Raw genomic sequence first — 13355 nt, 5'->3', positions numbered from 1 at the left:
TATTATGTCTGCTGTTATTAAAGAGTCGGCCATGACGCTACGTATCTGGGTGGCATTGTTTATTCTGGCGCTCTCCACCTTCACCATTGTCACCACCGAGCTGGCACCGGTGGGCCTGCTGACGCCTATCGCCTGCGGCCTGCAGGCATCGGAAGCGGAAATTGGCCTGACCGTGTCGCTCTATGCCTGGGTCGGTGCCCTGAGTGCGCTGTTTGCCTCGGTCTTTCTGGGCAATCTGCCGAAAAAAATGCTGCTGCTGGCGCTGACGCTGGTGCTGTTTATCTCCAACGTCTGGTCGGCTACGGTGGATACGTTCAGCGCGCTGCTGGCCGCACGGGTGGTGGGGGCGCTGGCGCACGGGGCGTTCTGGGCGATGATCGGCGCCACGGCCGTGGCAATGGTACCGGCCCGGTATCTGGGAACCGCGACCTCGATCGTCTTCGGCGGCGTTTCTGCCGCCAGCGTGTTTGGCGTGCCGCTGGCTAACTACATTGGCCTGAACCTTGGCTGGCGACAGGCGTTCTGGCTGATGTCTGCCCTGAGCGTGGTCGCGCTGGTGGGGATGATCTGGGCGCTGCCTAACGTCACCGCCCGCAGTGCGATTGGGGTGGCTGCGTTGAAAAGCGTGCTGCGATCGTCCACGCTGTGGAAAATCTATTCGGCCACGCTGCTGGCCATCACCGCGCACTTTGCGGCTTTCACCTTTATTGAACCCTGGCTGCAGACCCAGCCCGCCCTCTCAGCGGCGTTTATTCCGCTGGTGTTATTTGTTTATGGCGTGGCCGGGCTGGCAGGGAACTTCCTGACCGGTGCCATCATCGATCGCCATCTCAAAACCACCGTTGCGCTGTCGGTACTGCTGATCGGTGCGGTGCTGGTGCTGCTGGGCACCCAGGGCCAGGCGCTTTCCCGTCCGCTGCTGCTGGCGGCTATGGCTGTCTGGGGCGTCGCGGTATCAGGCATCTTTGTCGGTTTCCAGACCTGGGTACTGCGCACCGCGGGGGAGCAGGCGTTTCCGGCTTCGGCCATCTATGTCTCCTTCTTTAATGCTGCCATCGGTATCGGTGCTTCCGTCGGTGCCTGGATGGTTGCCGCATTGTCGCTGCCGACACTGTTTATCGTCGCCGGCCTCGCCATTGCGATCTCCTTCCTGCTGGTGGCGTTTATCCCGGGTAACCAACCGGCGGCCGCCCTGAAGGAGAGCGTTGCATGATAATTCCGCTATTGGTGTACGCAGGCCTGCCGGCCTGCGTTAACCCATTCACTGTTTTTCGCGCCGCCGCCTCTGCGGCTGTTTTCGTTTCTACCTCCCGGAGAGTTACACCATGAATGATATCGTTATTATTGCAGCCAAAAGGACGGCCACCGGTGCCTTCCTTGGCGGACTGTCCGGGCACTCGGCCGCCAGCCTGGGCAGTATTGTGATCAAAGCGCTGCTCAAAGAGAGCGGGGTGGCGGCAGAAGCGATCGACCAGGTGGTAATGGGGCAGGTGCTGACCGCCGGGTGCGGTCAGAATCCGGCCAGACAGGCAGCATTACGTGCCGGTCTGGCCGTTGCCGTTAATGCGCTGACCATCAACAAAGTCTGCGGCTCCGGGCTGAAAGCCGTTCATCTGGCCATGCAGGCTCTGGCGCTGGGGGAAGCGGAGTTTGTGATTGCCGGTGGGCAGGAGAGCATGTCCGGTGCGCCACACCTTCTGCAGAACTCCAGACAGGGCATCCGTCTTGGCGAGGGGATGCTGCAGGACAGCGTGATTGCTGACGGCCTGACCGATGCCTTCAACCACTATCATATGGGCGTGACGGCGGAAAATATCGCGCAGCGCTACAACATTACGCGCAGTATGCAGGACGAGTACGCGCTGCTCTCCCATCGCCGGGCGCTGAAAGCGCAGGGCGATGGCTTCTTCTCGGAAGAGATCGTGCCGGTCAGCGGGCTCACCACTAAAGGTGAAAGCAAAATCGTCAGCCAGGACGAATGCCCGCGCCATAGCAGTATTGAGAAACTCTCGGCGCTGAAACCCCTGTTTAAGCAGGAGGGGACCGTCACCGCCGGCAACGCCTCGTCACTGAATGACGGCGCAGCCGCCGTACTGATGTGCCGCCGCGAAACGGCCGAACAACGGGGGCTGGAGATCCTTGCCTCGGTGGGGGCTTTCACTAACAGCGGGATTGAACCTGCAATGATGGGGGCCGCGCCGCTCGAAGCCATTGAGATGAACCTGAAGCGTATGAACTGGTCGCCGGAGCAGGTTGATATTCTGGAGTCGAATGAAGCATTTGCTGCCCAGGCGCTGGCGGTGGTGCACGGCTGCGGTGTGCCGGCCGAACGCATCAACCCGCATGGCGGCGCCATTGCGCTGGGGCATGCCATTGGTGCCTCCGGCTGTCGTATTCTGGTGACGCTGATTCATACCATGATCCGCGAAAACCGTCAGCGTGGCATGGCCGCGCTGTGCATCGGCGGCGGTGAAGGGGTGGCGCTGAGCCTGGTGCGTCGTTAAAGAGGAAGACCGGTTAAACCCGCAGGCCGCAGCGCAGAACGTTGCGGCCTCTGTGACTCACAGAAAACAGGCGTTACGCATTAACCCCTTTCATCCCTTCCTCGCTGTAGCGGTTACCTTTGATCGACATGCGCTGGTGGATCTGATTCAGCGTCAGCACATCTTCTGCATCCAGCACCAGATCGGCGGCCGCGGCGTTTTCCGCCAGATAACGCGGATTTTTGGTGCCCGGAATCGGCACCGTTTTTTCATACTGTGCCAGCAGCCACGCCAGTGCGATCTGCCCGGAGGTGCAGCGGTATTTTGCGGTCAGCGGGGTAATCGCATCCAGTAACTGGCGGTTGTGCTCGATGCTTTCCTGCTGGAAACGGGCATTGTGCTTGCGGAAATCACCGTCACCAAAATCGGCGTGGTTAAGATATTTGCCGGTCAGAAAACCGCGCCCCAGAGGGGAATAAGGCACCAGCCCGATATCCAGCGCTTTCACCACTGGCAGAATGCTCTCTTCAATATCCCGCGTCCACAGCGAGTATTCGGTTTGCAGCGCGGTGACCGGAAACACGGCGTGGGCTTTCTGCAGGGTGGCGGCCGACACTTCACACAGGCCGATATGGCCAATTTTCCCCGCCTTCACCAGTTCGCCCAGCGTGTGCATGCTCTCTTCAATGCAGGCAGCGCTATCGACGCGGTGCAGATAAAACAGATCGATGCGCTCCATACCCAGCCGCTGCAGCGATTCGTTGCAGCACTGGACGATGTAGTCCGGGCGGTTATTGATTCTGCGGGCATAGGCCGCATTCGGGTCGCGATCGATGCCGCACTTGGTGGCGATTTTAAACTGCTGACGGACAGAATTATCCAGCTTCGCCAGAAAGTGGCCGATCAGTCGCTCATTATGACCACGCCCGTACAGATTGGCACTGTCGATAAAATTTACGCCCTGTTCCGCCAGCTGATTCAGCAGCGCCAGCGACTGCCGATCGTCAGTCTCGCCGTAAAACTCGCTCAGCCCCATTGCGCCAAAGCCGATCGCGCCAACGTGAAGATCCTGAGATAAGTGTCTGGTTTGCATAATCCCTCCTGATTGTGGAAGGTGATTGTTTCACAACGGGATCCCGCGCTGAATTTCAATTATGGCGATACTTTTTTAGTATCAATTCAGGGAAGGAAGGGGGGGGACAGAGTGAGGGTGGGCTAACGCCCACCCTTAAGGCTTATCCGCGCAGTGAATCGATATCGATCACAAAGCGGTATTTCACATCGCTTTTCAGGATGCGCTCGTAGGCGTTGTTAATTTCTTTGATATCAATCAGCTCAATATCTGAGGTGATGTTGTGTTTGCCGCAGAAATCCAGCATCTCCTGGGTCTCTTTGATGCCGCCGATCAGTGAACCGGCCACGCTGCGGCGTTTCATAATCAGGTTAAACACCTGCGGTGACGGGTGGTCGTGCTCCGGCGCGCCGACCAGCGTCAGGGTGCCGTCGCGGCGCAGCAGCGAGATAAACGGGTTGAGATCGTGCTGGGCCGCCACCGTATTGAGAATAAAGTCGAAGCTGTTGGCATGCTGCGCCATCTGGTCGGCATCTTTCGAAATCACCACTTCATCGGCACCGAGACGTTTACCGTCCTCAATCTTTGACGGCGAAGTGGTAAACAGCACCACGTGCGCGCCCATCGCATGGGCAATCTTCACGCCCATATGGCCGAGTCCGCCGAGGCCGACGATGCCCACTTTTTTGCCGGGACCCACGTTCCAGTGGTTAAGCGGTGAGAAGGTGGTGATGCCGGCGCACAGCAGCGGTGCAGCGGCCGCCGGGTCGAGGTTCTCCGGCACGCGCAGCACGAAATCTTCGTGAACGACAACGGAAGTGGCATAGCCGCCGTAGGTGATGTCGCCGCTGTGGCGATCCTGGCCGTTATAGGTGCCGACAAAGCCCTCTTCGCAGTACTGCTCAAGATCTTCCTGACAGCTGTCGCAGGTGCGACAGGAGTCGACCATACAGCCAACGCCCACCAGGTCGCCGACCTGATATTTATGGCCGTGCGCGCCCACCGCGCTGACGCGGCCGACGATCTCATGGCCCGGCACCACCGGGAACACGGTGTTGCGCCACTCGTTGCGCGCCTGATGCAGGTCCGAGTGGCAGACGCCGCAATACAGCACGTCAATCTGCACATCATGTTCGCGCAGTTCACGCGGCTGATACTGGAAAGGCGCCAGTGGAGAGGTCGCGTCCTGGGCGGCATAAGCGTGCGTAATATTCATCGGTGTCTCCGGTTAATCACAGATGGCGCTGAGGCCAGGGAAGGAAGGCGGGCAGGCAAGCGTTACCCGTTCCGTTAAAGCTGAGGAGTAAGCATAGCCAGCGGAGAGTGACCGGGATATGTCAGTATGTCGCTAAATCTTGCCTGATCCTGCTGAACCCGGCAATTTTCGTCTGCGGCCAGTGGGCGAATACGCAGGAGGAACAAGCCAGCGGATAGCGGCGCAAGCGGGCCATTGGTAAAGCCGGTTAGCGTGGTAAAGAAGGGGCCGGCGTGTCGCTGAACCCTGACGAACCCGCGGAAAAATGGGCAGAATCGACGGCCGAGAACGCATAAGAAGTGAGCGGGGCAGAATAATCTGCCCCGCCGTGGCCAGCCGGTCAGCAAACCGGTCCGGCCAGAGAGTTACTTCGCCAGCAGCGGCTTCAGGAAGCGCGCGGTGTGCGAACGCTCGCACTCTGCCACGGTTTCCGGCGTGCCGGACACGAGGATCTCCCCGCCGCCGCTGCCGCCTTCCGGCCCCAGGTCAACGATCCAGTCGGCGGTTTTGATCACGTCAAGGTTGTGCTCAATCACCACGATGGTGTTGCCCTGGTCGCGCAGCTGGTGCAGCACTTCCAGCAGCTGCTGGATATCGGCGAAGTGCAGGCCGGTGGTCGGCTCATCGAGGATATAGAGCGTCTGGCCGGTACCGCGCTTCGACAGCTCGCGCGCCAGCTTAACGCGCTGCGCCTCACCGCCGGACAGGGTGGTGGCCGACTGGCCAAGGCGGATGTAGGAGAGGCCAACGTCGATCAGCGTCTGCAGCTTACGCGCCAGCGCCGGTACGGCATCGAAGAACTCGCGCGCTTCTTCGATGGTCATCTCCAGCACTTCGTGGATGCTCTTGCCCTTGTACTTCACTTCCAGCGTCTCGCGGTTATAGCGCTTGCCTTTACACTGGTCGCACGGCACGTAGATATCCGGCAGGAAGTGCATCTCTACCTTAATCACCCCGTCGCCCTGACAGGCTTCGCAACGCCCGCCGCGCACGTTAAAGCTGAAGCGGCCCGGCGTGTAGCCACGGGTGCGCGACTCCGGTACCCCGGCAAACAGCTCCCGCACCGGGGTAAAGATGCCGGTGTAAGTGGCCGGGTTAGAGCGCGGCGTGCGGCCAATCGGGCTCTGATCGATGTCGATCACCTTGTCGAAATGCTCCATGCCGCTGACGTCGCGGTAGGGGGCCGGTTCGGCGATGGTCGCACCGTTCAGCTGACGCTGGGCGATCGGGAACAGCGTATCGTTAATCAGCGTCGATTTGCCCGAACCGGAAACCCCGGTAACGCAGGTAAACAGCCCGACCGGCAGCGTTAAGGTCACATCTTTCAGGTTGTTACCGCGCGCGCCGGTGATCTGCAGCACCTTCGACGGATCGCCTTTAACCCGTTCTTCCGGGATGCGGATGCCGCGCTTGCCGCTCAGGTACTGGCCGGTCAGCGAGGCGTCCACCGCCATTATGTCGTCCACCGTGCCTTCGGCGACGATCTGCCCGCCGTGCACGCCGGCACCGGGGCCGATATCGATCACGTGGTCGGCGGCGCGGATCGCATCCTCATCGTGTTCAACCACGATCACCGTGTTGCCGAGGTTACGCAGGTGGACCAGCGTCTCCAGCAGCCGTTCGTTATCGCGCTGATGCAGACCGATCGACGGCTCATCCAGCACGTACATCACGCCGACCAGCCCGGCCCCGATCTGGCTGGCCAGGCGAATACGCTGCGCTTCGCCGCCGGAGAGGGTCTCCGCGGAGCGCGACATCGACAGGTAGTTCAGCCCGACGTTGACCAGGAACTTCAGGCGATCGCCAATCTCTTTCAGCACTTTCTCAGCGATTTGGGCGCGCTGGCCGCTGAGCTTCAGGTTCTGGAAGAACTCCATCGCATGGCCGATGCTCATATCCGAGATGGTCGGCAGCGTGGTGTCTTCCACAAATACGTGGCGCGCTTCGCGACGCAGACGGGTACCGTCACAGCTGGCGCAGGCGCGGTTGCTGATAAACTTCGCCAGATCCTCACGCACGGCGCTGGACTCCGTCTCTTTATAACGGCGCTCCATGTTGTGCAGCACGCCCTCAAACGGATGGCGACGCACCGAGGTATCACCGCGATCGTTGACGTACTTAAACTCGATATTCTCTTTGCCGGAGCCGTTGAGGATCACCTTGCGGCTGTAAGCATCCAGCGTGTTGAACGGCGCTTCGATATCAAAATCCAGGTGCTCGGCCAGCGAACGCAGCATCTGGAAGTAGTAGAAGTTGCGGCGGTCCCAGCCGCGGATCGCCCCGCCGGCCAGCGACAGCTCGGGGTTCTGCACCACGCGGTCCGGGTCAAAGTACTGCTGCACGCCCAGCCCGTCGCAGGTTGGGCAGGCACCGGCCGGATTGTTGAAGGAGAACAGGCGCGGCTCCAGCTCGCTCATGCTGTAGCCGCACACCGGACAGGCGAAGTTGGCGGAGAACAGCAGCTCCTCGGCCTTAGGATCGTCCATATCCGCCACCACGGCGGTGCCGCCGGAGAGCTCCAGCGCGGTTTCAAACGACTCGGCCAGCCGCTGCGCCAGATCCTCTCGCACCTTAAAGCGATCGATGACCACCTCTATGGTGTGTTTCTTCTGCAGCTCCAGCTTCGGTGGATCCGAGAGATCGCACACTTCACCGTCGATACGCGCGCGGATATAGCCCTGGCTGGCGAGGTTTTCCAGCGTTTTGGTGTGCTCACCCTTACGCTCTTTAATAATCGGCGCCAGCAGCATCAGGCGGCGGCCTTCCGGCTGTGCCAGCACGTTATCCACCATCTGGCTGACGGTTTGCGCCGCCAGCGTCACATCGTGATCCGGGCAGCGCGGTTCGCCCACGCGGGCAAACAGCAGGCGCAGGTAATCGTGGATCTCGGTGATGGTGCCGACGGTGGATCGCGGGTTATGCGAGGTGGATTTCTGCTCGATGGAGATCGCCGGAGACAGCCCCTCGATATGGTCGACGTCCGGTTTTTCCATCAGCGACAGGAACTGACGGGCGTAGGCGGAGAGCGACTCAACGTAGCGGCGCTGCCCTTCGGCATACAGCGTGTCAAACGCCAGCGACGATTTGCCGGAACCCGACAGGCCGGTGACCACGATCAGCTTGTCACGCGGAATGGTCAGGTTAATGTTTTTCAAATTGTGGGTGCGGGCACCCCGTACTTCGATCTTATCCATTCACACTTCCCGGATTAGCACAAACCTCACCATGCCTGCCCGGCATGGCCAGAAACGAAACGAGTAATTATGGCACAAAAAAACCTGAATGGATATACAGTGCTTTGTCGGCCTGTGCGCAGGAAAGCAGCGTTCCGTGTGAACCTGCTTCCACGGCGGCATGTAACGCTGCACGTCAGGCCGTTACCCGCGGATCGCGATCCGAAAGTAGGATCTGCGGGGGTGTCATGCTAGAATTTTGCGCCTAGACTTAAAGCAGATCATTAACCGGAGAGAGCAACATGGCCAGCAGAGGCGTAAACAAAGTAATTTTAGTCGGGAATCTGGGTCAGGATCCGGAAGTCCGCTACATGCCGAACGGCGGTGCCGTTGCCAACATCACTCTGGCCACCTCTGAAAGCTGGCGTGACAAGCAAACCGGCGAAACCAAAGAGAAGACCGAGTGGCACCGCGTGGTGCTGTTCGGCAAACTGGCCGAAGTGGCCGGTGAGTACCTGCGTAAAGGCTCTCAGGTCTATATCGAAGGCGCCCTGCAGACCCGCAAATGGACCGACCAGGCCGGCGTGGAAAAATACACCACCGAAGTGGTGGTGAACGTCGGCGGCACCATGCAGATGCTGGGTGGCCGTGGCCAGGGCGGCGGCGCACCGGCAGGCGGCGGCCAGGGCGGCAGCAACAACAATAACAACGGCTGGGGCCAGCCACAGCAGCCACAGGGCGGCAACCAGTTCAGCGGCGGCGCGCAGCAGTCTCGCCCGCAGCAGCAGCCACAGCAGAACAGCGCACCGGCGAACAATGAACCGCCGATGGACTTTGATGACGATATTCCGTTCTGAGGCTGAATGTCGTTCAGACTGACTGTTGTGCCGCTTCAGGTACAACAATCGAAAGGGGCCTGATGGCCCCTTTTTAGTGGATGACGACTGGCCGTGGCGGGCTCCCCGGCCTCTCACATGCCACCGACTGCGGTAGCACTTACATCCAGTCGGCGACGATCTTCTGGTATTCGCCGGTGGCGCGGGCCAGATGCAACCACTGGTCGACGTAAAGCTTCCAGCTGATATCGTCGGTCGGCAGCATGTAAGACTTCTCGCCATACTGCATCGGTTTATCCGGATTCACCGCGCAAAGTGCAGGGTGCGACTTCTTCTGATACAGCGCTTCAGACGCCTCGGTGATCATCACATCGGCCTTTTTATCGACCAGCTGCTGGAAGATACCGGCGTTATCGTGCGACAGGATCAGCGTACTTTTCGGTAAAAAGGCGTGTGCGAACGCCTCGTTGGTGCCGCCCGCAGGCTCGATCAGACGCACTGAAGGCTGGTTGATCTGCGCAATCGTCTGATATTTTTTCACATCCTCGCAGCGTACCAGCGGGATCTTACCGTCCACGTCGATCTTTTCCGCGAAGAAAGCCTGCTTCTGACGCGCCAGCGTGACCGAAATCCCGCCCATCGCGATATCGCACTTGCCCGCCACCAGATCCGGTGTCAGGGTTTTCCACGTCGACTTCACGAAGTTAACCTTTACACCGAGGCTTTTCGCCAGCGATTCTGCCATCGACGTATCAATTCCTTCATAACTACCGTCGGGTTTGAGAAAGGTGTAAGGCTTGTAATCACCGGTGGTGCAGACGTTTAACGTGCCCTGTTTAACCACGGTTTGCAGATGTGATTCTGCGCTGGCGCTCCCGGCGGCTGCCAGTAACAGCAAAGGTAATAGTTTTTTCATTTTGTTCCTGTCTCAGAGGTGGCTGGTTTCAACAATTTTGCCTGTTGGTTCGGTGTTTTTCTTTTTTCTTAACTGATAGCTCACGGTCAGCACCAGCAGCCAGACGGGGATCAGCCAGACTGAAATCTCAATGCCCGGGGTCATCAGCATAATCACCAGAATAGCGGCCAGGAACAGCAGGCACAGGATATTGGTCAGTGGATAACCCAGGCTGGCGAAATGAGTTTTTTGTCTGGCGGCGTGCATGGCGCGGCGGAATTTCAGGTGGGTGATGCTAATCATCGCCCAGTTGATCACCAGCGCAGAGACCACCAGCGACATCAGCAGTCCAAAGGCCTTGCCCGGCATCAGATAGTTGAGCAGCACGCAGAGCGCGGTAACCAGCGCCGAGACGCTGAGTGCGTTAAAAGGAATGCCGCGACGGTTAATTTTTAACAGGGAGGCCGGGGCGTTACCCTGTTTCGCCAGGCCAAACAGCATACGGCTGTTGCTGAACACGCAGCTGTTATACACGGACAGGGCAGCCGAAAGTACCACTGCGTTAAGCAGCGTGGCCACCAGATTGCTGTCGAGGGCGTGGAAAATCAGTACGAACGGGCTGCCGCCTTCGATCACTTTCTGCCACGGATAGAGCGACAGCAGCACCGCCAGCGCGCCGACATAGAACAGCAGGATGCGATAGATCACCTGATTGGTGGCTTTCGGAATGCTGTGCTGTGGATTGTCGGCCTCGGCGGCGGTAATGCCGATCAGCTCAAGCCCACCGAATGAGAACATGATCACCGCCATCGCCATCACCAGCCCTTTGATGCCGTTAGGGAAAAATCCGCCATACTGCCACAGGTTGGCGACGCTCGCCTCCGGGCCGCCGTGACCGCTGGCCAGCAGCCAGGCACCGAAGCCGATCATACCGACAATCGCCGCGACTTTAATGATTGAGAACCAGAACTCGACCTCACCGTAGATTTTCACGCTGGTCATATTGATAACGTTGATGGCGATAAAGAACACCCCGGCAGAGACCCAGGTCGGGATTTCCGGCCACCAGTACTGCACGTAAATCCCGACCGCGGTGAGCTCGGCCATGCTGACCAGCACATACAGCACCCAGTAGTTCCAGCCCGACACGAAACCGGCAAAGCGGCCCCAGTACTGGCTGGCGAAATGACTGAAGGATCCGGCGACCGGCTCGTGCACCACCATCTCGCCGAGCTGGCGCATAATAAAGAAGGCGATCGTGCCGGCAATGGCGTAACCGAGCAGCACCGACGGGCCGGCCATTTTTATGGTTTGTGCAATACCGAGAAACAGCCCGGTGCCGATGGCGCCTCCCAGCGCTATCAGCTGAATATGGCGATTTTTCAAACCTCTTTGCAGCTGACCTGCTGACTGACTGGTGCCCATACGTCTTTCCCCAAAGGTATCGATAATTGTCTGCAGGAGAATTTGCAATTCCCAGGCCAGCGCAGAATTATTCAGTAATCGTTTTGACTCAAGGCGATGAAAAACAGAGAGAATTATTTTTTTCTGTCAATTCACAGGATATGCATTACACAGGGATTTGGTTCTGATGCTGTGCTTTTTTCCGTATTTATATGCACGAATCGAGCGGTTGATGCCTCTTTAATGACTGATGTGAACCATAAAGGTGCAATAGGGTGTGCAAGCGCGGCTGCTGCAATAACAAGCACCTTTAGGTAATTTATGGAAAATAATTCTGATAAGTTGAGTTCTTCTTATCTTCAGGAGCAGGGATGATGAAACAGAGTCAGAGTACGCCCACGCCGCACGATGCGACCTTCCGACAGTATTTGTCCGATCCCGATGTTGCCCGGGACTTTATTGCGCTGCATCTACCTGCCCGGCTGCAGGAAATGTGCGATCTCAGCACTCTCCGGCTGGAACAGGGTTCCTTCGTCGATGAGGATTTGCGATCCTGTTTCAGCGATGTGCTCTACAGCCTTAAAACCATCGCCGGAGATAGCTACATTCAGGTGCTGATCGAACACCAGAGCACACCGGATAAACATATGGCTTTCCGGTTAATGCGTTACGCGGTTGCCGCGATGCAGCGCCATCTTGATGCCGGTAATAAGTACTTACCGCTGGTGATCCCCATCCTGTTTTATGCCGGTAAGCGTAAGGGCTACCCTCACTCGACTAAGTGGCTGGATGAGTTTCGCCACCCCGATGTGGCAGAACAGCTCTACAACTGCGCTTTTCCGCTGGTGGATGTGACGGTGATTCCGGACGATGAAATCATGCACCATCGCCGCATGGCTGCGCTGACGCTGATACTGAAACATGCGCAGCAGCGTGACCTCCTGACGCTTATTGACCGGCTGACCACCGTCATCCAGTCCAGCCTGCTCAGCAGGGAGCAGTTCAGGCTGTTAATCAGCTATATGATTAAAATGGGTAAGTCGACTGATGCACAGGCCGTATTAGCTGAACTGAAGCGGCGGATGCCGCAACGAGGTGATGAAATGATGACGCTTGCTGAGCAATTTGAACTTACTGGCTATCAGAAAGGCATAGCGAATGGGGTAGAGGAAGGGATTGAGAAAGGGATAGAGAAAGGGATAGAGAAAGGGATAGAGAAAGGGATAGAGAAAGGAATTAAAGAAGGCCAGCACCTGGCTCAGTTAGGCATTGCCCGAACAATGTTACAGATGGGACTGGATGAGGGAACTATCCTGCAAGCCACCGGACTGGCGCAAGACGCGCTGGACGGACTCGTTGAGCAGCACGCGGGTTAAGCCGCCGACTGCTCGCCTCGTCGACGCTGTACTCCTGATCCGGTCGCCGGGTACGGATAACTGACGCCTTAAGACAATTTTGTGGCAGACTGCTGCACCGTCCGGCGGAGTGTGCCGGGCGGTGATAAGGGCGTGCGCCCTTCATGAATGCCAGCTGCGCCGCGCTGCCTCTGAGGTTTGCCCGGTCCGGTCGGCATTTACGGTATAACCGATCTGCAGCCGCCAGGCTTTGACGGCGTCTGCGGCATGGCAGTGAGATGTCTCCGTGACTACAACAACCCATCAGTTAACCCGCCACGACTACAAGATGATCGGCCTGTCGCTGTTAGGCGGGGCGCTTGAAGTGTTCGACTTCATTATTTTTGTTTTCCTGTCTGCGGTGATCGCCGACGTTTTCTTCCCCGCCGATACGCCGGAGTGGGTGCGCCTGCTGCAGAGCATGACTATCTTCTCGGTGGGCTATCTGGCCCGCCCGCTCGGCGGCCTGCTGATTGCCCACTATGCCGATCGCTACGGCCGCAAGCGGATGTTCAACTTCACCGTGCTGTTTATGGCGCTGCCCTGCCTGGCGATGGGGCTGCTACCGGGCTATGCGCAGATCGGCTACTGGGCGCCGCTGCTGCTGCTGCTGGCACGCATTATTCAGGGCGCCGCGCTGGGTGGCGAAGTGCCGAATGCCTGGGTGTTTGTTGCCGAGCACACGCCTGCCAGGCACCGTGGTCTGGCGCTGGGTATGCTGCAGGCCGGGCTGACCTTCGGCTATATGCTGGCGGCGCTGACCGTTACCCTGATCACCACGCTGTTCAGCGCCGACGAGATGCGCGACTGGGCGTGGCGCATTCCGTTTATCGTCGGTGGCCT

General features: G+C 58.6%; 10 protein-coding genes. 5 read left to right on the top strand and 5 right to left on the bottom strand.

From position 1 onward, the window contains the following. Nucleotides 1-4: 4 nt before the first annotated feature. Together NV64_RS17300 and NV64_RS17295 are read left to right on the top strand one after the other, a co-directional pair. On the top strand, nt 5-1213 hold the full coding sequence (locus NV64_RS17300; RefSeq protein ID WP_056235090.1) for an MFS transporter: 1209 nt from the start codon (nt 5-7) through the stop codon (nt 1211-1213). Between the two features lie 112 nt (nt 1214-1325). Further along, the gene (locus NV64_RS17295) at nt 1326-2504 is read left to right on the top strand and encodes an acetyl-CoA C-acetyltransferase (protein ID WP_056235094.1); all 1179 of its coding nucleotides are present in this window, start codon (nt 1326-1328) and stop codon (nt 2502-2504) included. Between the two features lie 73 nt (nt 2505-2577). Here the strand turns inward: NV64_RS17295 and NV64_RS17290 are convergent, their stop codons facing one another. The 3 genes from NV64_RS17290 to uvrA form a co-directional block, all read right to left on the bottom strand. Further along, a complete protein-coding gene (locus NV64_RS17290; protein ID WP_056235098.1) occupies nt 2578-3576 on the bottom strand; it encodes an aldo/keto reductase in 999 nt (332 codons plus the stop codon). A 142-nt stretch (nt 3577-3718) separates the two neighbouring features. Then, complete coding sequence (locus NV64_RS17285; protein ID WP_056235101.1) at nt 3719-4771, bottom strand: NAD(P)-dependent alcohol dehydrogenase; 1053 nt, start codon at nt 4769-4771, stop codon at nt 3719-3721. A gap of 404 nt (nt 4772-5175) precedes the next feature. Beyond that, nucleotides 5176-8004 (bottom strand): excinuclease ABC subunit UvrA, encoded by a 2829-nt coding sequence (uvrA, locus tag NV64_RS17280; protein ID WP_101506416.1) that lies wholly within the window; start codon nt 8002-8004, stop codon nt 5176-5178. 281 nt (nt 8005-8285) lie between these two features. Here uvrA and ssb1 point away from each other — a divergent pair, with 281 nt between their 5' ends. After that, nucleotides 8286-8840: a single-stranded DNA-binding protein SSB1 gene (gene ssb1 / locus NV64_RS17275; protein ID WP_056235107.1), complete on the top strand. Its 555-nt coding sequence runs from the start codon at nt 8286-8288 to the stop codon at nt 8838-8840. A 139-nt stretch (nt 8841-8979) separates the two neighbouring features. Here ssb1 and NV64_RS17270 read toward each other — a convergent pair whose 3' ends face one another. Continuing rightward, nucleotides 8980-9735, bottom strand: coding sequence for a transporter substrate-binding domain-containing protein (locus NV64_RS17270; RefSeq protein ID WP_101506415.1), 756 nt, complete (start codon nt 9733-9735; stop codon nt 8980-8982). Nucleotides 9736-9747: 12 nt separating this feature from the next. Beyond that, nucleotides 9748-11139, bottom strand: a complete 1392-nt coding sequence (locus NV64_RS17265) for an amino acid permease (RefSeq protein ID WP_056235113.1) — start codon at nt 11137-11139, stop codon at nt 9748-9750. A 353-nt stretch (nt 11140-11492) separates the two neighbouring features. On the opposite strand from NV64_RS17265, the gene NV64_RS17260 reads away from it, so the two are divergent. Both NV64_RS17260 and NV64_RS17255 read left to right on the top strand, forming a co-directional pair. Then, the gene (locus NV64_RS17260; protein WP_056236353.1) at nt 11493-12494 is read left to right on the top strand and encodes an Rpn family recombination-promoting nuclease/putative transposase; all 1002 of its coding nucleotides are present in this window, start codon (nt 11493-11495) and stop codon (nt 12492-12494) included. Nucleotides 12495-12759: 265 nt separating this feature from the next. Further along, the coding region (locus NV64_RS17255; protein WP_233209026.1) for an MFS transporter at nt 12760-13355 on the top strand (596 nt) is incomplete at its 3' end.

Source organism: Erwinia sp. B116, from assembly GCF_002865965.1.
Lineage (GTDB): Bacteria > Pseudomonadota > Gammaproteobacteria > Enterobacterales > Enterobacteriaceae > Erwinia.
This window is presented reverse-complemented; position numbering and strand designations above follow the sequence as displayed.

What these genes read in the sequence shown, in the direction of transcription:
- NV64_RS17260 (WP_056236353.1), top strand. Translation starts at nt 11,493, where the DNA reads ATGAAACAGAGTCAGAGTACGCCCACGCCGCACGATGCGACCTTCCGA.
- NV64_RS17295 (WP_056235094.1), top strand. Translation starts at nt 1,326, where the DNA reads ATGAATGATATCGTTATTATTGCAGCCAAAAGGACGGCCACCGGTGCC.
- NV64_RS17300 (WP_056235090.1), top strand. Translation starts at nt 5, where the DNA reads ATGTCTGCTGTTATTAAAGAGTCGGCCATGACGCTACGTATCTGGGTG.
- ssb1 (WP_056235107.1), top strand. Translation starts at nt 8,286, where the DNA reads ATGGCCAGCAGAGGCGTAAACAAAGTAATTTTAGTCGGGAATCTGGGT.
- NV64_RS17290 (WP_056235098.1), bottom strand. Translation starts at nt 3,576, where the DNA reads ATGCAAACCAGACACTTATCTCAGGATCTTCACGTTGGCGCGATCGGC.
- NV64_RS17285 (WP_056235101.1), bottom strand. Translation starts at nt 4,771, where the DNA reads ATGAATATTACGCACGCTTATGCCGCCCAGGACGCGACCTCTCCACTG.
- uvrA (WP_101506416.1), bottom strand. Translation starts at nt 8,004, where the DNA reads ATGGATAAGATCGAAGTACGGGGTGCCCGCACCCACAATTTGAAAAAC.
- NV64_RS17265 (WP_056235113.1), bottom strand. Translation starts at nt 11,139, where the DNA reads ATGGGCACCAGTCAGTCAGCAGGTCAGCTGCAAAGAGGTTTGAAAAAT.
- NV64_RS17270 (WP_101506415.1), bottom strand. Translation starts at nt 9,735, where the DNA reads ATGAAAAAACTATTACCTTTGCTGTTACTGGCAGCCGCCGGGAGCGCC.